Annotated in this window: 29 protein-coding genes; all 29 read right to left on the bottom strand. The window is 37.2% G+C overall.

All coding sequences use genetic code 11. From position 1 onward, the window contains the following. Positions 1-23 precede the first annotated feature (23 nt). The gene (tsf, locus tag M2M59_RS05195) at positions 24-911 is read right to left on the bottom strand and encodes a translation elongation factor Ts (RefSeq protein ID WP_066785683.1); all 888 of its coding nucleotides are present in this window, start codon (positions 909-911) and stop codon (positions 24-26) included. A gap of 343 nt (positions 912-1,254) precedes the next feature. Beyond that, positions 1,255-1,977 (bottom strand): 30S ribosomal protein S2, encoded by a 723-nt coding sequence (rpsB, locus tag M2M59_RS05190; protein WP_066785674.1) that lies wholly within the window; start codon positions 1,975-1,977, stop codon positions 1,255-1,257. A 152-nt stretch (positions 1,978-2,129) separates the two neighbouring features. Next, entirely contained in the window at positions 2,130-2,657 is a 528-nt protein-coding gene (locus tag M2M59_RS05185; protein ID WP_249775690.1) for a hypothetical protein, read from the bottom strand. 8 nt (positions 2,658-2,665) lie between these two features. Continuing rightward, entirely contained in the window at positions 2,666-2,968 is a 303-nt protein-coding gene (locus M2M59_RS05180; protein WP_147194117.1) for an RNA polymerase subunit sigma, read from the bottom strand. Positions 2,969-2,986: 18 nt separating this feature from the next. After that, positions 2,987-3,757 carry a FliA/WhiG family RNA polymerase sigma factor gene (locus tag M2M59_RS05175; RefSeq protein WP_147194119.1) on the bottom strand — a complete coding sequence of 257 codons (771 nt, stop codon included), beginning with the start codon at positions 3,755-3,757 and terminating at the stop codon, positions 2,987-2,989. Between the two features lie 83 nt (positions 3,758-3,840). Continuing rightward, positions 3,841-4,173: a hypothetical protein gene (locus tag M2M59_RS05170; RefSeq protein WP_147194120.1), complete on the bottom strand. Its 333-nt coding sequence runs from the start codon at positions 4,171-4,173 to the stop codon at positions 3,841-3,843. Then, positions 4,173-4,673: a chemotaxis protein CheD gene (locus M2M59_RS05165; protein WP_147194121.1), complete on the bottom strand. Its 501-nt coding sequence runs from the start codon at positions 4,671-4,673 to the stop codon at positions 4,173-4,175. The genes M2M59_RS05170 and M2M59_RS05165 overlap by 1 nt, the downstream gene beginning before the upstream one ends. Before the next feature lies 1 nt (position 4,674). After that, a complete protein-coding gene (locus tag M2M59_RS05160; protein WP_066785654.1) occupies positions 4,675-5,307 on the bottom strand; it encodes a chemotaxis protein CheC in 633 nt (210 codons plus the stop codon). A gap of 12 nt (positions 5,308-5,319) precedes the next feature. Beyond that, positions 5,320-5,766: a chemotaxis protein CheW gene (locus M2M59_RS05155; protein WP_147194123.1), complete on the bottom strand. Its 447-nt coding sequence runs from the start codon at positions 5,764-5,766 to the stop codon at positions 5,320-5,322. Positions 5,767-5,790: 24 nt separating this feature from the next. Then, positions 5,791-7,851 (bottom strand): chemotaxis protein CheA, encoded by a 2,061-nt coding sequence (locus M2M59_RS05150; RefSeq protein WP_249775689.1) that lies wholly within the window; start codon positions 7,849-7,851, stop codon positions 5,791-5,793. Between the two features lie 13 nt (positions 7,852-7,864). Continuing rightward, positions 7,865-8,956: a protein-glutamate methylesterase/protein-glutamine glutaminase gene (locus M2M59_RS05145; protein ID WP_249775978.1), complete on the bottom strand. Its 1,092-nt coding sequence runs from the start codon at positions 8,954-8,956 to the stop codon at positions 7,865-7,867. 51 nt (positions 8,957-9,007) lie between these two features. Continuing rightward, complete coding sequence (locus M2M59_RS05140) at positions 9,008-9,877, bottom strand: MinD/ParA family protein (RefSeq protein WP_249775688.1); 870 nt, start codon at positions 9,875-9,877, stop codon at positions 9,008-9,010. A gap of 2 nt (positions 9,878-9,879) precedes the next feature. Beyond that, positions 9,880-10,989, bottom strand: a complete 1,110-nt coding sequence (flhF, locus tag M2M59_RS05135; protein ID WP_249775687.1) for a flagellar biosynthesis GTPase FlhF — start codon at positions 10,987-10,989, stop codon at positions 9,880-9,882. Continuing rightward, on the bottom strand, positions 10,986-13,019 hold the full coding sequence (flhA, locus tag M2M59_RS05130; RefSeq protein ID WP_147194129.1) for a flagellar biosynthesis protein FlhA: 2,034 nt from the start codon (positions 13,017-13,019) through the stop codon (positions 10,986-10,988). Before flhA ends, flhF begins: the two co-directional genes overlap by 4 nt. A 20-nt stretch (positions 13,020-13,039) precedes the next feature. Next, positions 13,040-14,125: a flagellar biosynthesis protein FlhB gene (gene flhB, locus M2M59_RS05125; RefSeq protein ID WP_249775686.1), complete on the bottom strand. Its 1,086-nt coding sequence runs from the start codon at positions 14,123-14,125 to the stop codon at positions 13,040-13,042. 1 nt (position 14,126) lies between these two features. Continuing rightward, a complete protein-coding gene (fliR, locus tag M2M59_RS05120; protein ID WP_249775685.1) occupies positions 14,127-14,903 on the bottom strand; it encodes a flagellar biosynthetic protein FliR in 777 nt (258 codons plus the stop codon). A 4-nt stretch (positions 14,904-14,907) separates the two neighbouring features. Continuing rightward, a complete protein-coding gene (gene fliQ / locus M2M59_RS05115; protein WP_147194133.1) occupies positions 14,908-15,177 on the bottom strand; it encodes a flagellar biosynthesis protein FliQ in 270 nt (89 codons plus the stop codon). Between the two features lie 13 nt (positions 15,178-15,190). Beyond that, positions 15,191-15,859 (bottom strand): flagellar type III secretion system pore protein FliP, encoded by a 669-nt coding sequence (gene fliP / locus M2M59_RS05110; protein ID WP_147194135.1) that lies wholly within the window; start codon positions 15,857-15,859, stop codon positions 15,191-15,193. Continuing rightward, entirely contained in the window at positions 15,852-16,490 is a 639-nt protein-coding gene (locus M2M59_RS05105) for a flagellar biosynthetic protein FliO (RefSeq protein WP_184117507.1), read from the bottom strand. The genes fliP and M2M59_RS05105 overlap by 8 nt, the downstream gene beginning before the upstream one ends. A gap of 40 nt (positions 16,491-16,530) precedes the next feature. Further along, positions 16,531-16,893, bottom strand: coding sequence for a response regulator (locus M2M59_RS05100; protein WP_066785630.1), 363 nt, complete (start codon positions 16,891-16,893; stop codon positions 16,531-16,533). A gap of 20 nt (positions 16,894-16,913) precedes the next feature. Further along, the gene (gene fliY / locus M2M59_RS05095; protein ID WP_249775684.1) at positions 16,914-18,134 is read right to left on the bottom strand and encodes a flagellar motor switch phosphatase FliY; all 1,221 of its coding nucleotides are present in this window, start codon (positions 18,132-18,134) and stop codon (positions 16,914-16,916) included. After that, positions 18,127-19,122 (bottom strand): flagellar motor switch protein FliM, encoded by a 996-nt coding sequence (gene fliM, locus M2M59_RS05090; RefSeq protein WP_066785624.1) that lies wholly within the window; start codon positions 19,120-19,122, stop codon positions 18,127-18,129. Before fliM ends, fliY begins: the two co-directional genes overlap by 8 nt. 70 nt (positions 19,123-19,192) lie before the next feature. Further along, the gene (gene fliL, locus M2M59_RS05085) at positions 19,193-19,621 is read right to left on the bottom strand and encodes a flagellar basal body-associated protein FliL (RefSeq protein WP_066785621.1); all 429 of its coding nucleotides are present in this window, start codon (positions 19,619-19,621) and stop codon (positions 19,193-19,195) included. After that, a complete protein-coding gene (locus tag M2M59_RS05080) occupies positions 19,608-19,832 on the bottom strand; it encodes a flagellar FlbD family protein (RefSeq protein ID WP_066785618.1) in 225 nt (74 codons plus the stop codon). Before M2M59_RS05080 ends, fliL begins: the two co-directional genes overlap by 14 nt. Positions 19,833-19,900: 68 nt before the next feature. After that, complete coding sequence (gene flgG / locus M2M59_RS05075; RefSeq protein ID WP_066785615.1) at positions 19,901-20,683, bottom strand: flagellar basal body rod protein FlgG; 783 nt, start codon at positions 20,681-20,683, stop codon at positions 19,901-19,903. Between the two features lie 76 nt (positions 20,684-20,759). Next, positions 20,760-21,143, bottom strand: a complete 384-nt coding sequence (locus M2M59_RS05070) for a TIGR02530 family flagellar biosynthesis protein (RefSeq protein ID WP_066785613.1) — start codon at positions 21,141-21,143, stop codon at positions 20,760-20,762. 12 nt (positions 21,144-21,155) lie between these two features. Continuing rightward, complete coding sequence (gene flgD / locus M2M59_RS05065; RefSeq protein ID WP_371923808.1) at positions 21,156-21,839, bottom strand: flagellar hook assembly protein FlgD; 684 nt, start codon at positions 21,837-21,839, stop codon at positions 21,156-21,158. A gap of 3 nt (positions 21,840-21,842) precedes the next feature. After that, positions 21,843-23,156, bottom strand: coding sequence for a flagellar hook-length control protein FliK (locus M2M59_RS05060; RefSeq protein WP_249775683.1), 1,314 nt, complete (start codon positions 23,154-23,156; stop codon positions 21,843-21,845). A gap of 44 nt (positions 23,157-23,200) precedes the next feature. Then, positions 23,201-23,815: a MotE family protein gene (locus M2M59_RS05055; RefSeq protein WP_147194148.1), complete on the bottom strand. Its 615-nt coding sequence runs from the start codon at positions 23,813-23,815 to the stop codon at positions 23,201-23,203. Positions 23,816-23,818: the final 3 nt, after the last annotated feature.

The raw sequence follows: 23,818 nt of genomic DNA, 5'->3' as shown, positions 1-23,818 counted from the left end.
TTTTTGCTATTCATACGAATATATTATTTGCCTTTTACTTGGCTCATTACTTCTTCTGCAAAGTTGTCTTCGCGTTTTTCAATTCCTTCGCCAACTTCATAGCGCACGAAAGAAGTTAAAGTAGCGCCAGCAGATTTGATGTAGTCGCCCACTTTTTGATCTGGGTTTTTAACGAATGCTTGGTCAAGTACGCAAATTTCTTCGAAATATTTACGAAGACGGCCTTCAACCATTTTTGCTACGATATTTTCTGGTTTACCTTCGTTAAGTGCTTGTTCAGTTAATACTTTGCGTTCATGAGCGATTTCTTCTTCAGAAACTTGGTCATGAGCGATGTATTTTGGATTTAATGCAGCAATATGCATTGCAACATCTCTTCCTACGTTTTCATCAGTAGTACCTTCAAGAACAGCTAACACACCGATACGTCCGCCCATGTGTAAGTAAGCGCCGAATGCATCTGCATCTGTTTTTGAAGCAACTGTAAAGCGACGAAGAGTGATTTTTTCACCGATAGTAGCTATTGCTTGGGAAATATGTTCAGCAACAGTTGCACCGTTTTCCATTTTTGAATCCATAGCTTCTTCTAGAGTAGCTGGTTTTGCAGCTAATAAGTGATCCGCTAATTCTTTAACCAATTTTTGGAATCCTTCGTTTTTAGCAACAAAGTCTGTTTCAGCATTTACTTCTAAAAGTACAGCGTCATTGCCTTTTACTTCGATATAAGTTGTACCTTCTGCTGCGATACGATCTGCTTTTTTAGCAGCTGAAGAAAGACCTTTTTCACGTAAGAAGTCGATTGCCGCTTCCATATCTCCATCTACTTTTACTAATGCTTTTTTACAATCCATCATACCAGCACCAGTTTTTTCGCGTAATTCTTTAACCATTTTTGCAGTTACTTCTGCCATTGAAAATTCCTCCTTATAAATTCACATGAATTATTCCAGCTATATAGGGAACTTAAGTCCAACGTCCGGTGTAGATGCTAATGCAATATTTCCTTAAATTATATAATCCAGCAAATAAAGAGACATCAGTACACTGTGTGTTTATTTAAGAATACCCCAATAATTAGCATTAAACCAACTTTCTGCTTTAATAGATTGGTACGCTTACCAAAAAAGTTACGGCCGTTTTCTATTATGCGTTCATTGGTTTATAAAGCAAGCAAAGCTCCACTTTATTTTTATTATTCTCAAAAAAAGGTGATAAGAGGGTTTAGCCGCTTATCACCTGTTTTTTAATCAGAAATTACTCAGCTGCAACCTCTTCAGCTGGAACTGCTTCTTCTTCGCCTTGTTTAGACTCGATTAAAGCATCTGCCATTTTTGAAGTAATTAATTTTACAGCACGGATCGCATCGTCATTTGAAGGAATAACGTAGTCGATTTCATCTGGGTCACAGTTTGTATCAACCATTGCTACTAACGGAATGTTTAATTTGCGAGCTTCCGCTACTGCAATACGTTCTTTACGAGGATCTACAACAAACATAACGTCTGGTAGAGCGTGCATGTCACGGATACCACCTAAGAATTTAACAAGGCGTTCGTGTTGTTTTTTAAGTTGAACAACTTCTTTTTTAGGAAGAACTTCAAAAGTTCCGTCCTCTTCCATTCTTTCGATCTCTTTCAAACGTGCAACACGTTTTTGGATTGTACCGAAGTTTGTAAGAGTACCACCTAACCAACGTTGGTTGATATAGTAGTTACCTGAACGTTCTGCTTCTTCTTTAATTGCTTCTTGAGCTTGTTTTTTAGTACCAACGAAAAGTACTTTACCGCCGTCTTCGCCAACTTGGCGCATGAAGTCGTAAGCCTCTTCTAATTTTTTAACTGTTTTTTGTAAGTCGATAATATAAATTCCGTTACGTTCCACAAAAATATATTTTTTCATTTTTGGGTTCCAACGACGTGTTTGGTGACCGAAATGTACACCAGCTTCTAGTAATTGTTTCATTGAAATTACTGACATGATAGTTCCTCCTGATATGGTTTTTTTGTCCGCCGCATTCGTCCTTTATAAGAGCAACTCGAAATTCGAGCACCTTCTCCTATATCAGAATACGTGTGTAATGTAACACCATTTGATAATATATCATATCACCTGGTATTCTGCAAGAAATATTATTGCCCAAACTTTAAAAGCAACTCTACTTCAGTTTTCCCTTTTTGAAGGAGCTTTGCAATTTCATCCACAGACTTCCCGCTACGATAATATTTTTTTACCGTTTCTTCCATTGTTAATGGTTTGGGCTGTTCCATGTTTACGGCCAAATGATCTTGAAAAGTTGCTTTTGGCGTATTTTTTTTAGTATTTTTTTGGTAGGCCTTTGCCACGCTATTACGTGGCATTTTAAAGTTATTGAAGCTGCTTTCTTCTACTAAAGGGTGGTCCTTCTTCTGACCTTCTTTTTCATTGCTAGTTCTGTTTTCAAACGTTTGATGTGTTTTGGTTGCCAACTCTGCAATGAGACGGTCATTCTCATCTCTTATCTCCGCTAAATAAGCACCAAGGGAAGCCTCCAATTCATCTCTGACTTTTGTCTGATGAGTTTCTATATCTCTTAAACGAGAAATTTTGACATAAAGTAATGCAATAAAATAAAAGCTTAAAACTTGAGTGATAAACAAAAAGACTATACCTATTACCATATTTTTACCTACCCTTTAAAATCTACTAAATGTCCTGCAAAAGGATGCGTTAAATCATTGATCTTAGCGCTGTTTTTTTCATTATTTTCCTGGGAGGCAGACTCAGTTCTATGAGCGACAGCTTCCTTTTTAGCTTTTCCAGTTGGACTGGATTCTGAGACAGATGTCCTCTTTCTAGCTTCTTGTTTTTGATGTGCTCTGCTTGCTAATTCCTGTCCTAGCAGGGCTTGTTGCTGGTGTTGTTCCGATATTTTGCCTGCTTCAAAGGTTTTAGGCAAGGCTATTTGCAACTCAACAAATTTCAAACTCATCCTACTGTCCCCTATCGGCTATTCATTTGGCATTTCAGCAGATAATATTTTGCGCAACTTAAAGATTGCTTTTGAATGGATTTGTGAAATGCGGGAAGTGGAAAGATGAAGCATTTCCCCAATTTCAGTAAGTGTCAGTTCCTCTGTATAAAATAAGCTGAGGACTTGCTGTTCCTTTTCATTTAATTTTAAAATACTTTCAACCAAATCCTGTAAAAGTTCTGTTCGTACTGCTTCCTCTTCAGGGGTTTTTGTAAGATGGTCTCTTATAGCAAAAGACTTAATCTCAGTATCGTCTTGGTCAGTATTATGTTCGTCAATTGACAATATATTAGACATAAAATGTTCTTGCATCGTCTGATACACATCATCAACATTTATATTTAATTGCTCTGCAACTTCTTCAGGGGTGACATGGCGCCCTAATTGTTGCTCCATTGCCTCAATTTGCAACTCCATTTTTTTAGACTTTTCCCTCGCAGAGCGTGGAAGCCAATCTTCTTTTCGTAGGCCGTCAATAATCGCGCCACGAACACGAAAAGAGGCATATGTATCAAACTTTAAATCTCTGTTAATATCAAATTTATTAAGTGCATCAAACAACCCCATCATTCCAAGACTCGTTAATTCATCTTTTGAGATATTCTTTGGTAGATTTGTACCTATTCGCTGTACATGATACGAAACGAGGGGTGTATATTTTTTTATTAGTAGATCACCTGCATGAGGATCGCGTGTTGCTGCCCAGTTTTGCCAAAGTTTCTGTTCTTCTTGTGTGGTTGTTTGCATTTCGTATCCCCCCTAATATTTAACCATATTATATCAAATACTTACTATAAAAGGGAGCCAAATTATATGCTCCCTTTTTAATATTATTCATCTTGCGCCATCATACTCTTCACTGCTTTCGCCAGCTCCTCTGCTTGGCTTTCTGTATTTACTTCTAGATCAGCTTTTTCCATCTCTTCATTGACTTCAATATGTTCATTGCTTGGATTTTCTTCTTGTTCAATTTCAGTGGGTGTGTACATAACAAAAGCAATCAAATAACGTACAAGAAAAGAAGCGATAAAAACGACTAACGCAATGATAAATGTTTGGATAAGAATTTGAGTGGGTGTATCACCCGATTGAAGGTTGCAAAAAAAGTAAATCGTGAAAGCAGCTAGTGCTGCCCACCAATTGTAAAAAATAGAACCCGCCATTAAATCTCCTTCACTCCTTGGTTGACCGTGCGAATCTGCAATAATGAATTGGCTGTATCAAACTCAATCGTTCTGCCGCTGTTACCGCCTGTATCCTCAGCTACAATAGGAATAGAGAAATTTTTCAGTTGTTGTTTGACTGCTTCTACATTTCTTGGCCCGATTCGCATTGATTCTCTATTTGTAGCGAATTGAAACATTTGGGAGCCTCCTGCAATTTTAGCCTTTAACCGAAAAGGATGAACGCCCTCTCTTTTTAACTGCTCAAGCATGGCCGGTATTGCCGTATCAGCGAATTTTGCTACATTTAGAGAATCGCTTCGTGAAAGGGATGAATCCGGCAACATTACATGGATTAACCCAGCAATACCCTTAAATTCATCGTATAAAACGACGCCAACGCATGAACCTAGGCCTGATGTGCGGATCGTGTGAGGCGACTTGACTATATCCATTTGTGCAATTCCAACTTTTATTACGGTGCTCACGCTTTCTATCATTTTACAAAACCCCTAATGCACTAAAGATTGTTTCGAAAGATTCAGGATCCGGCAATAAAAAGAAATGTCCATGTACGGATTCTGAGCCTTCCATATGTTCTTCAAAAATCGTCGTGTCAATGACTATAGCATGGTCACCGATTTGCGAAAGTTCAATTAACCCATAACTTATAATGGCACCGAACATATCTACTGTCAGCGCAGGTGGGGTAGGCTGAATCTTTAACCCTGTAAAATCAGATAAGGATGATAAATAAGAACCTGATAATATGTTACCAAGCTCTTGCATAGCTGAAATGCCCATATCCGATACATTTGTATCTTGAAAGTCAAATTTGTCATCATGTATTAATTTGCGAATAAAATGGTTGGCTTGTTCAACTGATAGGATGAAGAACATCCCTCCGGTTGCATCGCCTTCGATTCGAAGATAAATACTTACAACAACACTTTCTGCACCGCCAACAAATTCCATAATTTCATTAAATGAAGCCATTTTAACATATGGAACTTTCATATCTATCTTTGTATTCAATAAATTAGAAAGAGCAGTAGCTGCATGCGCTGCTCCTATATTTCCAATCTCTTTCAATACATCTAAATGAACGGAGGTGATATTATTTTTAAAAGACAAGAAAATGCCCCCTTATTTTAAGGTATGAAGTACTTTCTCTAAATTTAATAGAATAAGAAGCCTTTTATCTGTCTTTGCTACGCCTGATATAAATTCTTCCTCGAATGAGCCGACCACTTCAGGCTGAGGTTCAATTGAACTCGTCGGGATATCCATCACATCATTGGCAGCATCTACAATAAAACCTACTTCCATATCATCTAGGGATATAATTATAATGCGTGTATCATCATTTTCTACCGTTGATTTCACGTTGAACCGGTCGCGCAAATCAATAATGGGGGTTACCACACCTCTTAGATTAATGACACCTTTAACGTAGCTGGGCGTTTTAGGTACGCGCGTAATATGCATCGCTTTTTCAATGCCTTGCACTTGGTTCACTGGAATGGCATACTCTTTTTCCCCTAATTGAAACACAATAACTTTCACACTATCCAAATCTACTGCTTTTTCCAAAGTGCTCACCTAACCTTCTAAACATTATTTAATTAGTGAATTACAGTCTACAATTAATGCTACTTGGCCGTTTCCAAGGATAGTAGCCCCCGAAATGGCAAATACATTTGTTAAGTAATTTCCTAATGATTTCAACACAATCTCTTGCTGGCCTATAAACGAATCGACCACTAATCCTGCCATTTTTTCTCCTTTTCGCACAAGAACTACAGAATGGAATTCATCATGCTTTGGTTCTGGGCGAGGTACATCAAAGAATTCATCAAGGAATAATAAAGGCACAACTTTCCCGCGAAAATCGATTACTTTTTGATTATGCGCATTCATAATGTCAGAATTCCGAATAATTGATGTCTCAATAATAGATGAGAGCGGAATAGCATAAATTTCTTTTTCAATTTCAACAAGCATCACTGAAATAATCGATAGAGTCAGTGGTAACTGTATAGAGAATAATGAACCTTTGCCTTCTACAGATTCAATCGTAATATTACCGCCTAATGACTCGATTGTAGATTTAACCACATCTAAGCCTACTCCACGACCAGATATATCAGAAATAACTGAAGCTGTTGAAAAGCCTGAAGACAAAATTAATTCATTCACTTGTTGATCTGACATTGATTCTGCAGCTTCAGCTGTAACAATTCCTTTAGCAATCGCTTTTTCTAAAACTCGTTCTCTATTGATTCCAGCTCCATCATCTTCAAGCTCGATAAATACATGGTTACCACTATGATAAGCGCGCAAAACGATATTACCTTGTTCTGTTTTGCCAGCTTTCTTACGTGCTTCTGGATCTTCTACACCATGATCTAAAGCATTGCGAATTAAATGGACAAGCGGATCACCTATTTCATCAATAACTGTTCTATCCAATTCAGTTTCTGCACCGATGATTTCAAGATTAACTTTTTTATGCAAATCGCGGGCTAACTGACGCACCATTTTTGGGAAACGATTGAATACTGTTTCAACTGGCACCATGCGCATGGTTAAAATAATATTCTGCAAGTCGCCAGAAATGCGTGCCATTCTTTCTACGGTTTCATTCAACTCGCCATGATTCAATTCACCAGCAATTGATTGTAAACGCCCACGATCAATTACAAGCTCTTCAAATAAGTTCATCAAAATATCCAATCGCTCAATGTTAACGCGGATTGTTTTACTACCTTGGGCACTTTTCTTCTCTGTGACCTTATTATTTGGTACTGAGTTTGCTGCTTTTTGGACTGGAGTCTCTTTGGTTGTTTTTTCATCTTTAGAAACTACTTCTGCTGTTTCTTCTACCGTTGTAGCTGCAGCCTCTTCATTAGCCTTTGATTCATCAATTGGCGTGATAGTAATCCGTTCAACTTCAGAAACCTTCATTAGCTTACTTTGTAAGTCGTTAATTGGCTCTTTGGTTATAAAGGCAACGTGGAATTCTTGGTCGAATTGTTCTTCTTCCAATTTATCTACAGATGGCGAAGATTTCACCACATCACCCAATTTTTCAAGAATATCAAATACCATATAAACACGGGCAGCCTTTAAAAGACAGTCAGCACGTAGCATGACGGCAATCTCATATGTATGAAAACCTTGCTCGCGAGATTGCTGAAGCACTGTTAATTCAAATTCATCAAATTGCAAAGCCTCATTTGAAGATGGTCCAGATTCTTGTACTTCCTCTTTCGCATCAGAAGCTTGTACGATTTCTTCACCGTTCTCAATCATTTTTAATTTTTGTACAGTGCTCGTAACATCTCTTTTCCCATCACCTCCGCCAGAGATATCATCAATCATTGCTTCAAGATGATCCACGGATTCAAATACTACATCTAGAATTTCTGGCGTTACTGTAATTTTTTCATTGCGGATACCATCTAATACGTTTTCCATCTTGTGTGTTAAGTCTGCTAGGTCTTCAAATCCCATTGTGGCAGACATCCCTTTTAGGGTGTGGGCATTCCGAAATATTTCATTTACGATAGCTAGATCATGTGGATTTTGTTCTAGAGCCAGCAAATTTTCGTTACATGATTGAAGATGTTCTTTACTCTCATCTATAAAGACCTCTAAATATTGATTTGTATCCATGAAGAGTCCTCCCTTAAGTCAAATATTTCATTATTGTTTTTGAAATATCGTGTAAATCTGCTACTTCATCTACCAAACCTGTCGCATAGGCCGCTTTAGGCATTCCATATACAACACTTGTATTAGCTGATTCGGCGATTGCTTTCACATTTCCGTTTCTTTTCAGAGCCTGCAAGCCCTTTGTCCCGTCAGAACCCATACCTGTCATGATAACAGCTATTTTGTCGAGATCATTAAACTGGCTAACGCTATCGAACATAATATCGACAGAAGGACGATGACCTCCATTTGGTGGTTCTACATTGTCCAGTTCAATTGCATATGTTTTTGCGACTTTCCGAAGGCGAAGATGATAACCTCCAGGAGCTATATATGCCACACCATTTTGCAAAATGTCTCCTTGCTCTGCTTCCTTCACTCGAATTTTGGACAATTGATCCAACCGGTTAGCCAATGATTTGGTGAAGCCCATCGGCATGTGCTGAACGATAATGACAGGTGCTTTCATATCTTGAGGCAAGTAGGGGATGACCTCTTGCAGTGCACGCGGTCCTCCTGTTGAAGTGCCAATCAATACGATTTTTTTAGCATTTGTATGCCAACTTTTTTGTGTTGATGATGTACTCGTTTGGGTTTTAACATTTGATTCATTTAAAGGCTTTACTGTTTTTTGATCTCCCAATAAATTTTTTGAAATGTTGAACTTTTCATCTATTGGTTCTCTTTTTTTCGTCAACTTAGACACATGGACCGTAGCTGCATTTTCTACAATACGGATAATGTCCGATTTAATATCCTTTAAGTCAAGTGAAATAGCGCCGCTTGGCTTTGGAATAAAATCTACTGCACCGGCATCCATCGCTTCAAACGTGCTTTTTGCCCCGCTTTGGGTTGCGCTAGACAACATAATCACAGGCAGTGGATGGTCCTTCATAATAACTTTTAAAGCTTCAAGGCCATTCATTAATGGCATTTCAATATCCATTGTGACAATGTCAGGCTTCAACATTTGAATCTTCTTTATTGCATCCATTCCGTTTCTCGCTGTGCCAACAACCCGAATATATGGATGATCTGCAAAAAAGTCAGACAACAACTTTCTCATAAATGCTGAATCATCGACAATTAATAATGATTTGGAATGAATAATAGACAACTAATCACGCCCTTTTAAAAAAATACTTCTTAATTTAGAAATAAACTTATTTGGCTGTTGCGTTATAAGGCCGTCATAAGCATGCCCTTCTATATATCTCTTCGTAATATCTTCCATTGTTTTAGCAATCTTGCTATTGGGATATAAGATTGTAAAAAGCTCTTGTTGTTTTACAGCTTTCGGAACTATAGGATCTTCAGGCAAGGATCCTAATATTGTTACGTCTTTTGACAAAAAACGCGCCATTGTTTGTTTAAGTCTAATTAATGTATCGGTTCCTTCCTCATTTGTTATTACTCTATTACAAAGCAAATAGAAATTTTTTTCTCGATCTTTAAAATGAATATACTTCATCATAGAATATGCATCTGTTATGGATGTCGGCTCTGTGGTAGAAATGACAATAATGTCATCAACAGCATTTAGTAAGTCTAAAGACCAGTTAGTGGCGCCAGCTCCCATATCAAATAAGATATAGTCGTAGTCTTTCTGTAGTTTTGCAAAAGCAAGAAGCAGACGATCAACCATTTCATCTGTCCATTCTAAAATGCTTGCTAATCCCGTCCCACCAGAGACATAATTCAAATTATTGGGTCCATCATATATCACTTCTTCAAGTGTCACTTCGCCTTGCAAGTAATCTTTTAAGCTATAGCGAGCACTTCTACCTAATAAAATATGGACATTTCCCATTCCAATATCCATATCAATAATAATCACTTTTTTTTCATAGGACATTAGCATATTAGAAAAGTTAGTAGTAAAATTGCTCTTTCCTACCCCACCTTTTCCGCTCACAACGGCAATTGATTTTCCTAACTGGGCATTTTGCTGCATTTTCATTCTTAATGATTGAGCTTGATCTTTCATAACTAATCTCCTTGAATGAGCAATTCGACTATATTTTCAGCAGTAGCTTCCTCAATATCCTCTGGTACTTCCTGACCATTCGTATAGTAAGCAAGTCCCTTCTTATATTTAACCATTAAATTGATCATTGAGCCAATGGAAATTGTCTCATCCATCTTAGTAAATATGAACTTTTCAATAGGAATCTCTGAAAATTGATCTATAATCTCTGTCATATCCTGTTCTTTCGCTGTCAATGAGAGCACCAGATAATTTTCCATATTATCTCCTATATCTATTAGTTCACGTAAATCATTGATATATTTTGCTTCTCGATAATTTCTTCCCGCTGTGTCAATAAAAACAATATCCAATGAATCAAACTTGACTAGTGCTTGTTCATAATCTTCTTTGCTATAAACTATTTCTACTGGTGATTGAAGTAAGTTCGCATAGACTTTTAATTGTTCAATTGCTGCAATTCGATACGTATCTGTTGTTATAAAACCAATTTTCTTCTTTTTCTGCAAAACAGCAAGTGCTGCCATTTTCGCAATGGTTGTCGTTTTGCCGACGCCAGTCGGACCTAAAACATTGATATATTTTTTGTTATACGAAAGTCCTCCAAATGGGAGCCCTTGTAATAATTTAATAAGCTCTTCTTTAGCTAGCTCTTTATAGTCCTCTTTCGCTAATTTCTCGTTTCCATTTTTCTTCACTTGAAAGAGCTCATCACCTACTGCTGTGATGAGCTCAGGATTTAGCTCTTGCTGTTCTAGTCGTTGAATGATTTCCTCATATTCATCAGGATATTGGTAACTGACCGATTGTCTTTGTATTGTTTTAACTAATGATTTTAAATCTGCCAACTCTTTATTAATTTTCTCTGAGTGTTCATTAGGAAGTACTGCATCTTTCGGCGAATCGTCTATAGCAGGAATAGAAACGCTTGTAGTCTTTCTTACTGGTTCCTTACCCGCGATGACTTCTATACTCTTTTTTTTAAACATTCCTAAGAAGCCCTTTGAATAGACAACTTTCGAACTTACAATGATTGCATCATCACCTAAGTCTTGCTCCACTTTTTTCATTGCAAGAGCCATCGTTGATGCCGTATATTTCTTCATTTTCATTCTACATTCACCACCCCAACGCTTTGAATCTCAATCGATGCTTCTAATTCGTTATATGATAGGATTGGAATTTGTGGAAAATATCTTTCTGTTAGCTGCCTTACATACATGCGTACAGCAGGCGAACAAAGGATAAGAGGTGATTGCTCAAACAAGGCAATACGTTCCACTTCTTTTGCAATGGACTCTAAAATAGCTTGAGAGTCATTTGGATCCATTGCCAGATAATTCCCATGGTCTGTTTGTTGGATACTATCTGCAATCATTTTTTCTACTTTAGCTGAAACAGTCAACACTTTCAGCTCTTGCTCGCCATTTGAATACTGCGTCGTAATCTGTCGTGCTAATGACTGCCTTACATACTCTGTTAATACATCCACATCAGATGTTAACTTGGAGTAGTCAGCCAATGTTTCAAATATAATAGGCAAATTCCGTATAGATACATTTTCCGCCAAAAGCTTCGCTAATACCTTTTGGATCTCGCCAATAGACAGCGGACTTGGCGTTGTTTCTTCAACCAAAATTGGTGCTGTCTCTTGTAAATGGTCTATCAATTGTTTAGTCTCTTGTCTGCCTAATAATTGAGCTGCATTTGCTCGAATCACTTCAGTTAAATGCGTAGAGACAACGCTAGGCGGGTCAACAACTGTATAACCAAGCATCTCAGCCTCTTCCTTCACTTGTTCTGTAATCCATTTAGCTGGTAACCCAAATGACGGTTCTACTGTATCAATTCCTTCAATCGAATCATCATCGCCTGGGCTCATTGCTAGATAATGATCAAGAAGCAACTCTCCATGTGCCATCTCACTGCCTTTTATCTTAATTCGATATTCATTAGGCTGAAGCTGAATATTATCGCGAATTCGGACTACTGGAATGACAATCCCTAATTCAAGGGCCAATTGCCTTCGAATCATAACAACACGATCTAGTAAATCTCCACCTTGCGTTGCATCAACAAGAGGAATCAAGCCATAACCAAACTCAAACTCAATGGGATCAACATTTAATAGATTAACAACATTTTCAGGGCTTTTTAAATTGTCTGTCGTTTCTACTTCTTCGATTTGTTCTAATTCTTCAATATCTTCTTTATGTGCATTTTTCAGTCGATAGGCGATAAATGCAAGGATAGCAGCCACAGGAACGGTATAGATAAATTTAATCGGCGTTACTAGGCCTAAAGTAAAAATAGTACCAGCTGCTATATAAATCAATGTAGGATTTGTAAAGAGCTGTCCAGTAATATCTGTACTTAGATTACCCTCTGATGCTGCTCGAGTAACAACGATACCAGTCGCAGTTGAAATCAATAATGCTGGCACTTGCGAAACTAGACCATCACCAACCGTTAAAGTCGTAAATAAATGGACTGCATCCGAAAATTCCATATCCATTTGTACAATACCGATTACTAATCCGATAATTAAATTGATCATTACAATGATGATTGCTGCAATGGCATCACCTTTTACAAATTTAGTGGCACCATCCATTGATCCATAGAAGTCAGCTTCATTACTCACTTTTTCACGGCGTTCTCTCGCTTCCGTTTCAGAAATTAAACCTGCGTTCAAATCCGCATCAATGGCCATTTGTTTACCAGGCATTGCATCCAATGTAAAACGTGCTGCTACTTCTGATACACGCTCTGAACCTTTTGTAATAACAATAAACTGAATAATAACTAAAATAACAAATACCACTAATCCTACCAGAACATTGCCACGGACAACGAATGTTCCGAAAGTTTCTACCACATTCCCTGCATCTCCACCAGTTAGAATAGCACGTGTAGTGGAAACGTTCAGTCCTAATCGGAATAACGTTAACAATAATAAGAGCGAAGGGAAGATAGAAAATTCTAATGCTTCCTTCATGTTCATAGCTGTTAACAGAACAAGTAATGCAAGTGTTATATTCACAATGATTAAAAAACTTAATAACCATGGCGGCAAAGGGATGATGAGCATCGCTACAATCATAATAACCGCTGCTAATACCGCAATATCGCGAAATTTCATATTATCTCTCCCTCTGGCCCTTAAATTTTTTGCTTAATTCGATATACATACGCTAACACCTCAGCTACGGCCTTAAAAAACTCATCTGGAATATGCTTTCCGATTTCTACTTGATCGTACATTGCACGTGCGAGCGGGCGATTTTCTACCATCACAACATTATTTTCTTTTGCGATTAACTTAATTTTTTGGGCGATCAAATCTGTTCCTTTAGCAATGACTTGCGGGGCATCCATTGTTTGGTCATCATATTTTAATGCGATAGCATAATGTGTCGGGTTAGTAATCACCACATCGGCATGCGGTACTTCTTGCATCATCCTCCTCATAGCCATTTCGCGCTGTCTTTGCTTAATTTTGGACTTAATAAGCGGATCACCTTCTGAATTTTTATATTCATCCTTAATGTCCTGCTTAGACATTTTTAGGTTTTTTTCATAGTCAAATTTCTGATAAAGATAATCAAGTATAGCTATAATTAATAAAACAACAGAAGCAGCAATCCCCATTAGTACAGTCAGTTTTGCTATTGTTCTTAAGGTTGCTCCTGGAGATTTAAAAGAAAGACTTAATACTTCATCAATATTCATCCAGAGAATGGCTGTTGTTACTGAACCAATCAAAGAAATTTTTAAAATAGATTTTAGTAATTCAATTATTGATCTCACGGAAATAATTCTTTTTAAACCTTTAATAGGATCTAACTTTGTTAAGTCAAATTTTAATGGCTCTGTCGTAAAGAGTAGGCCAAATTGCAAAAAGTTTCCTACTACGCCTGCTACAACAGCAATGGCCATAATCGGCAATAAAACATATGCCATTTCGACTACTACATCTTTATAAATCTGTACGGCAACCTCTATTGATAAAGAATCCATAAGCATGTATTTAGAAAAGGTTTGTTTAAAAAAAGAAAGGATTCTATCGCGCATGGATCCAGCACCAACGAGTAGAAATAGAAAAACAGATAGCAGGACAATAGCGCTGGTAACATCTTGGCTCTTTAGGACTTGTCCTTTCTTTCTGGCATCTTGTCTTTTTTTAGGTGTTGCTCTTTCCGTTTTTTCACCTGCAAAAAATTGCAAGTCTAATTGAAGCCATTCCATTCTATCCACCACCTAATAACGCCATAAATTCCCGCATTGCGATAAGCATCATATTAAATAGCCTTTGCATAACCATAACCATTACGCTCATCGTGACAATTAATACAATAAAACTTACCCCTATTTTAATTGGAAAACCAACCACAAATATATTTAATTGTGGAACAGTCCTCGCTGTTATACCTAAGGCAATATCTACAAGGAATAGAGTAGCTACAATTGGAATGGACATTTGAAAAGCAATCCCAAATGCACTTGCGAATGTTTTCATAATAAACACCGGCGTATTATTTCCTCCGAAATCGGGCCACACACTATCCATCGGTATATATTGATAACTATAATAAATTCCGTCTAATATTAAGTGATGTCCATTTGTGCCGATAAGAACTAGGAGTGCAAGTGTATTAAAAAATTGTCCCATCAGAGGTGTTTGTGCACCTGTTTGAGGATCAATGACATTCGCGATTGCAAAACCCATTTGAAAATCGATAAAACCGCCTGCAATTTGAATTGCCGTCATTATTATATAAGCCATTAGACCTATAGAAAGGCCGACAACAGCTTCTTTTAAAATCAGCAATACATAGTCTCCATTAATCTCGAAAGGCTTAATGTCCATGGTGTAATACATCATCCATGAAAGTACTAATGCAATAGCAATTTTTACTTTTGCAGGAATTGTGCGATAAGAATAAAAAGGCACAATCATAAAAAAAGAAGATATCCGAACAAGTATGAGCAATAATACGCTTATTTTAGGTAATAGTTCTTCCATCAAATCACCCTATAAAGCGGCCGAGATTTGCAATAATGTCTTTCGTAAAGGATGTCATTTTTGTAAGCATCCAAGGGCCAAAAAAAATAATGGCCACTAATACAGCGACAATTTTCGGCACAAAAGCTAGCGTTTGTTCTTGTATTTGGGTTGTAGCTTGAAAAATACTAACCAAAAGCCCTGTCACAAGTGCTACAAGCAAAAGTGGTCCAGAGACGAGCAATATGATTTTAATTGATTCTTCTGCTACTTTAATCACCATTTCAGCCGACATATATACTCATCCCCTAAAAACTTTCTAAAAGCGATTTTACTACCAGGTACCAACCATCTACCAAAACGAATAACAATATCTTAAATGGCAATGAAATCATAACTGGCGGTAACATCATCATCCCCATGGACATTAATATACTTGCAACAATCATATCAATAACTAAAAACGGAATGAAAATCATAAAACCCATTTGAAAGGCTGTTTTTAATTCGCTGATGGTGTAAGCAGGCACCATTGTTGTAAGCGGAATATCCTCAATCGTTTTTGGACGTTCTTTCGCACCAGAATACTTTAAGAATAGGTCTAAATCTTTCTGCCTCGTATGCTTGCTCATAAACTCTTTAAATGGTTTGCTAGCTTTCGAGTATGCTTCATCTAATGTAATCTTTTCATCAAATAATGGTTGCAATGCATGTTTATTAACATCTTGAAATGTAGGAGCCATAATGAAAAAAGTTAAAAATAGCGCTAAACCAACAATCACCTGATTTGGTGGCATTTGTTGTGTGGCTAGAGCTGTACGCACAAACGATAAAATAATGACAATCCTAGTAAAGCAGGTCATTAAAATTAAAATGCTTGGTGCTAAAGATAAAACTGTCAGCGTAAGCAATAGCTTCACAGAAGATGAAACATTGGAAGGATCACTATCGGAGAAATAATGGATAAAATCATTCATTTTTTCTACTCTCCTTTTGTTTCCATTCTTCTAGTTGTTGATTGCGATGCTCTTTCATTTCTTGCAACTGTTCTTCTAATTCTCCTTTGAAGTCCAGATTTGCAAGATCCTTTTGATCGTTATTTTTCCGTCCCTTTTTTTTGTTTAAAAGTTCAAGTATATATGGCATTTGTGAGGAACGTTCCTGCCGTTCATTGTATAGTTCTAGGAGACGTTCTTTCTCATTTTGGTCCGTCACTTCTTTCAGCATATTAACATTTTCGCCAACGCCTACAATAAAGAGCGCTTGTCCAACTTTTAAGAGCTGAACAGATTTTTGCTGCCCTAATGAAATGCCACCTAAATTTTGCATAAGTTGATTTTGTTGATATTTACTATTTCGACTGTTCACAAGCTTTAGCACCCCGTAAAGGAGGACTACTACAAAGCCAAGAGCTAGCATCATTTTAATATAATCCCATGCCGACAAACCGACAGCTGTCCCGGAATCATCATCCGAGACAGGCGCCAAAGTATCATCCTTACATGTATCCCGGTTTTTCAAACAATCATCAACTGAATCATGCGATGCTGCATGAACAATAGATACATGTGGCGTAATAAGGTTTGTAATTAAAAATAATGCCGTCAAACATAACATTATTTTTAGAAGTAACTTAGAGCGCATTTACTTAACCTAACGCTTTTTGGATAGCTTCTATTACACGATCTGCTTGGAAAGGCTTAACGATAAAGTCTTTTGCACCCGCTTGAATTGCATCGATTACCATAGCTTGTTGTCCCATAGCTGAACACATGATAATAATAGCACTAGGATCTTTTTGTTTAATTTCTTTCAATGCAGCAATGCCGTCCATTTCAGGCATTGTAATATCCATTGTGACTAAATCGGGTTTTAACTCGGCATACTTTTCGACAGCTTGTGCTCCATCTCCAGCTTCTCCGACAACCTCAAATCCATTCTTCGTTAGGATATCCTTGATCATCATTCGCATAAATGCTGCGTCATCTACAATTAAAATACGTTTTGACATTCTTATTCCCCCGTTTACTTCTATTTCAGATTATTGAGCCGGTCTGCTTTGCTTAAGATATCTGTAATACGCACACCGAAATTCTCGTCAATTACAACTACTTCTCCTTTTGCAATTAGACGACTATTGACTAGGATATCAACTGGTTCACCAGCTAATTTATCCAGCTCTATAATGGAACCGCTAGCTAGTTCTAAAATTTCCTTTACAGAACGTTTCGTACGACCTAATTCAACAGTAACTTGCAATGGTATGTCAAGCAACATATCTAAATTTCTAGCTTCTGATTGTTTCAAATTCGTATTTTCAAAGCTAGCAAATTGTGCTTGCTGTACGTTTGCAGGTTGTCTCTGTTCTCGCGTTTGTATCATATACGGCTCTTCTTGTGTCTGCTGATGATTCATCGGCGGTTGTGTATTTTGTTGTACTGGTCGTTCTTCTTGCTGTGTATTAACTGGTGCAGCAGGAATTTCCTCTTGCTGATGCTGCATCGTTGTTTCGGGAAGTTCTGTCGCCGTTACAGCCGATTCTTCCTGTTCAGGATTCATTAATTGATGGACAAGAGATTTACTAAACTCTAAAGGCAGTAACTGCATAATATTTGAATCTATTAAATTGCCAATTTTTAATCTAAATGAGACTTTTACGAGCAATTCATCTGTTGGAATATTTTCTGTCCCCTCATTGTTAGAGATATTCATGAGGTCAATCATCGGCGGTGAAATATCTACTTTTTTATTAAAGATAGTAGACATTGACGTAGCAGCAGAACCCATCATTTGGTTCATTGCTTCTTGCACTGCACTCAAATGAATCTCTCCTAGATCTTCGGCGGGTGCTTGCCCGTCCCCTCCTAACATCAAATCAGCAATAATTGCTGCATCTGATTGTTTAATGACTAATAAATTCATTCCTATTAAACCAGTAGTATATTCGACCTGAATAGCTACATACGGGTGAGGGAATTCCGCTTCAAGATTCGTGCGGTTAATCATCGTAATAGATGGTGTTGTAATTTCAACTTTCTGGCCCAATAATGATGAAAGGGCAGTAGCTGAGCTACCAAATGAGATGTTTCCAATTTCGCCAAGCGCATCTTGTGACATTGGATCTAAATAGTCTGTCACATTATACGTTTCGGTCGCTGAAGCATCATTATCGACGTTATCATCGTTATTATTAATTGACTCACCTCTCAGTAGGGCTTCAATTTCTTCTTGCGACAACATATCATCACTCATCGTCGTCTCCTCCTTTCAAAGAATCAATAATTTGGACAGCCATTCTTTTCTTAATGGTACCAGGCTGTATTGTAAATTTAGGGATTCCTCCAACACTTAAAGTTAACGGATCGCTAATTTTTTGATCTAACTGCAACACATCACCATATTGAAGTGTGAGAAAATCTTCAATGCTAATATCAGTATCACCTAGCTGAGCTACCACTTCTAATTCAGATTGTTTCACCCTCTTTTCAATAATCGCGGTTTGTTCTGGTGAAACATCTGCTTTATTAGATTGCATCCAGTAGCGGACAGATAGGTTTGGAACAATGGGCTCCAAGACAACATGTGGTATACAAATATTAATCATGCCACTTGTTTCACCTATTATAGAGTTAAAAGAAATGACGACCACCGTTTCATTCGGTGATATCATTTGTAAAAATTGCGGATTAACTTCCAATTCATTTAATATGGGGTCAATGTCTGCTATATTGGCCCATGCTTCTCTTAAATTATCAAAAGAACGCTCAAAAAGGTTTGTCATAATTTTCGTTTCAATCTCAGTGAGGTTATCTACATTACTATGGCTTGAGCCGCTTCCTCCCATTAATCGATCCAACATAGAATATGCGATATTTGGATTGATCTCCATTAAGATATTACCGTCTAACGGAGGTACCTCAAATACATTAATCAACGTCATATTCGGAATGGACCTGATAAATTCTTCGAATGGGATTTGGTCTACGGATGCAACGGTAATTTGTACATATGTTCTAAGCTGAGCAGAAAAGAAAGTGGTAAGCAAACGAGCAAAATTTTCATGTATACGAGTTAAACTGCGAATTTGATCTTTCGAAAAACGAAGTGCACGTTTAAAATCATATACTTTTACCTTTTTCGCTTCCTCTTCCTTCTTAATATCATCTGCCGACATCTCTCCTGTAGACAAAGCTGATAGCAGTGCATCAATTTCAGATTGCGATAACACATCTCCTGCCATTCGATCACCTCCAAACAAATTAAATAAAACTTTTTAAAGTCTATTTCCGGCAAAGTAAATCAAAAAATTTTTATTGAATAATATAAGAAGTTATATATACTTGCTGAACTTCTCCTTCTTGCATTAATTCATTAATTTTTGTTTTTAAAGTACTTTCCAATAATTCTTTGCCTTTCTTACCTTCCAAATCTTCTCTGGACATTTCAGAAAGCTCATCAATAAGGATGCTTTTCACTTGAAAATCACGTTTTGTTAATTCTGCTGCTGCATCTTTATTTGATGTTTGTATTTTTAAAGCAATTTTAACATAATTATCTTCTTTAATATTGGTAGTAATTTCTTCAATATCTACCGATGATGCTACGACATCATCAATACTTTCCACTTTAGGCTCTGCCCCTTTATTTAATTGTGTCACAACGACTACAGCGACAACACCTAACAATGTAATGGAAACAAGGATAATCAACATGATTGTTAGTAGTTTATTCTTCTTCATCTTTCTCACCTCTTAGATGCGGGTTTGATAAAAGTTGAACCGAGCGGTAAAACGCGATTATTTTGCGTTGTACTTCTTCTTTTGATTCTAATACCACATATTTTCGCCCAGTTGTTAACGTGATGGTTGTATCAGGAAACTCTTCGACCGATTCTATGTATAAAGCATTCAATGAAAATGCTTTTTTATTAAGCTTTGTTAAAGAAATCATAGGATATAAGGGCCGGGTGAATAGAGCCGGCCCAGCCCCCTCCTCATTTTAAAATTGTTCTAACTATATTATCGTTTTAAATTCACTAGTTCTTGTAGGATTTCATCAGACGTAGTGATAATACGGGAATTTGCTTGGAAACCACGTTGAGCTACAATCATTTCCGTAAACTCTTCAGATAAATCTACATTGGACATTTCAAGGAAACTAGATTCAACAGTACCTCTTCCTTCTTCGTTCGGATTACCGATTTGAGCTTCACCAGAGTTATTAGACGCTTGGAAGTAGTTACCGCCTACTTTTGTTAATCCAGCAGGGTTCGCAAATCGAGCAATCTGAATTTGACCAGCTTGTACCAGCGTATTATTTTCCATATAAGAGACCGTTCCATCTTTACCTATTGTTATCTGTGTTGCCGTTGTAGGTATTGATACTTCCCCTCCTACTTCCACTTTTTTCCCATCCCCTGTTACTAATGTTCCGTTGCTATCTAAATAAAAGTTACCTGCTCTTGTATAATATTCATTTTCTCCATCTTTCACGACAAAGTAGCCATCGCCTGCAATCGCGACATCTAATGTCCGACCTGTTGTCTGCATAGAGCCTGCATCATGGATTGTATCGATGGTAGCGATTTGAGAGCCAAGTCCTACTTGTTTTGGATTCACACCACCTAAATTATCTCCAGGTGCTGTGGCTCCTTGAGTAGTTTGTGAGATTAAGTCTTTAAAAACAACTCGCCCTTTTTTAAAGCCGTACGTGTTTACATTAGCAATGTTATTGCCGATTACATCTAATTTAGTTTGAAAGTTTTTAAGACCGCTAATTCCTGAATACATAGATCGTAACATAATATGTTTTCTCCCTTCATAGTTGCGTATTGCCTCTGTCATTCGGCAATACATAGGCATCCATTCCTGGTCCTGCCTAGCTTAGCACTATTGCTCCGTTAATATTAGTAAATAATTGATTTTCTGCTTCTTGTAAGTCCATGGCTGTAATGACGGTTGCATTTTTCGCGCTGACGATTAGTGCAGCGTTATTCAGTAAAACAAGTGATTCATTGACTCCCTTGGCTTTAGCTTCCTGTACTTTAGTTGAAATTTTGGCCCACTGCTTTTCATCAATATGAATATTGCGTTCATTGAGCCTATTCGATGCATGCTTACTAATTTTCAGCTGACCATTTGTCTGCTCTGCCAAAAGATCCCCAAAAGATTGGATTGATGTTTGCTTTGTTGTTTGAACATTTCTCGGCGGCAAACCTTTTTGCAACGGATATGGTTGAGGGATAAAGTTGATTTTCGTCATATTTACTCCTCCCTAGGCAGAGATAGAGGTAAACTGATCTTCTTTTATCTCTTTTCCATCAGATAAAACAAAAATGACAGCCCCATTAATTGATTTCTTCACAGATTGTATTTGGCCAGTTTTATCTGTATCACCATTTTCATCTTTATAAGTTACATTTTTTCCTATTAGCATACTAGCTTCAACAAGGGAACTTGAGTAGTTTGGAACAGAACCCGTTGATGAATCACCTACTACTTCAGAAATATTAGCAGGAGTTAATTTTTTACCGTCTGCTAGAGTTAAGAACACAGAATCACCATCATAGGTTATTTTACTGACAACGCCCGTACCCGAATTGATGATAGGCTTGCCATCCTCATCCGTTTTTGACGTTATTTCATGCCAATTAACACTTTTGCCAATAAAACTGTTGTATTGCATAAGCTGCGATTGTTGAGCGATGGTTGACAAAGAATCAATCGATTTGGCGACATTTTGCATCTGTTCTAATGAAGAAAATTGAGCCATTTGCGAGATGAATTCTTTATCATCCATTGGACTTGTCGGGTCTTGATTTTGCAACTGCGTCACAAGAAGCTGCAAAAAAGCATCTTTGTCTAATGAACTATTACCCGTTTGCTTCGTTGAATTTTTTTTATTGGATAAATAGTAATTCGTGTTAACAGACTGATTATTCACCTTAGCATCTTCCAATATTTAAACCTCCATTTCCATTAAGAAATCCTCAAAGCTTGATCTCTCTTCTTTTTCTTCTGGTTGCTGCTGATCGTCATTTGTTTGCTGTTTAAAGGATTGTTGCTGGAATTGTTGTTGGCCCTTTTCATTTCTTGCTGGCTCACTCAAAGCTTGCGCTACATCAATTCGATCTAATTGGATATGCTGATTGACTAGCCCTTGCTTTAATTGCTGTATTTGGCTTTCAAGCATGTCCTTACCAATAGCAGTAGATGCTAGAAAACGAGCTGTCAGTAACCCATCTTTTTGAGAGAGTTCTACCCGAATGGATCCTAAGTTTTCGGGATATAGCTTAATTAACAGTTTGGTACCAGCCATATTTTTTGAAATTTGCATTCGTTCGATTATTGATTGGAATTCCTTCACAAATGTTTCAGCTTGCCCTGCTTTATTATCGGGTAAAGCTATTGAAATTGTATGGTTAGAAGTAATTTCTTTTGTTAACGGCTGTACAGTACTTGCTTGATTATTTGCTGCCGCTTCTAAGTTCGTTTTTATATTCATATCTTGCGTGTTTTGCAATTTAGGCAACGTAAGCTTCGAAGTTTTACTTTGTTCAGCTTGTTGGCCTGCTTTTTCAGCAATAACATTTAGTATTTCTTTTGCTTGATATGTTAAATATTCTTGCTTTACCGTCATATCTGTTTTCTGTGAAACCAATACTACTACTTTCAAAACTTGGAGTAACTCTGATGTTTGCGCCTTTGGCAATTCAGTAGCCTTTCCTCCATTAATAGAAGAAACAATTTTTTGGATAAAAGAATAGGCATTCTGATCAAGTGAAGCTAAGAAGTCCCAAATGTCCTGTGCTTTTGCATCATCTTCTGTTAATTGTTTGATTGTCTTTTGGAACTCTTCTTTTTGAATTCCTAGTGAAGAAAGTATTTTATCTAACGTTAATGGTCCGTTTGTTAGTTCATCTACCTTTACATTTAAGAGCTGACCAAGTTCTTCTAACGTGTTTGTTTGCAAAATTGGCATCAATTCATCTGGTTTTACTTCATTACTTTCAACTTGAGCCTGTGTTTTTGAAAGCTTTAGGCTTGCGCCTAACAATCCTTCTAGACCTTGTTGCAAATTTACACGAAAAGTATTTTTTTCTTCATCTTCTTTAGGTATCTCAACAACATTTGACTCTGTTTTACTTGCAGTCTTTTCTGTCGCTGTGGTCAGTTCATTTAAAAAGCCGGAATTCCTCTCCGCTTGTTGTTGTGGTTTGGTTCCTTCATTTTCTACTTTCACTGGTTGAATTAAATCTAATCGGTCAATATTCAATGTGTTCACCTCCTCTCATCGAAAACATGCGGAACATGCTCGTGCTAATTTTTGGATAAAAGCGAAGTATAGTGAGCAGCCTTATCAGCTGGCATTTTTTCTAAAATGGCTGCGAGTGTATCCGGCTTAAGATTTGTTAAGATTTTTAATGCATCTTTATCTTTCATATTTGTTATAACAGGTGCAGCTGATTTTGGCGCCATTTTTTCGTATGTTGTAACAATATCGCCAAATTCCTTTGTTGTTTCATTTTTATTGTTTTCCGCCTTCTTTAATTGCACTTCTAGACGATGCTTTTCAATCGACATTTTAGAAGTTGTACTATTAGCATCTTCTATTTCACCTTGCATCTTCGCTATTTCAGCTTCTTTTTCTTGGAGCTGTGCTTTTAAATCGGCTATTTGCTTTTCATTTTGTGAATTTCTTTTCGTTAAATTCTCTTCTTTGTCTTGTGAAGAAGAAATAGTCATATTTTTTGCTTTTTCAAACACATTAACTCCGCTAACTTCCGCCACAATCAGGAGCACAGCAGACACAAATAGCAGTGGAATAATGACCCAAAAAAATAACTTTTGGAAAAAACCAGGATTTTTTTCTTCTATTGTTTGTTCATTGCTTTGTTGAGATACACTTCTTTTTTTGGGCTTTTGCTTTGCCATATA

Origin of the sequence: Rummeliibacillus sp. G93 (assembly GCF_023515935.1) — a bacterium.
GTDB lineage: Bacteria > Bacillota > Bacilli > Bacillales_A > Planococcaceae > Rummeliibacillus > Rummeliibacillus stabekisii.
The sequence above is the reverse complement of the archived record's forward strand: the minus strand, read 5'-3'. Positions and strand labels throughout refer to the sequence as shown.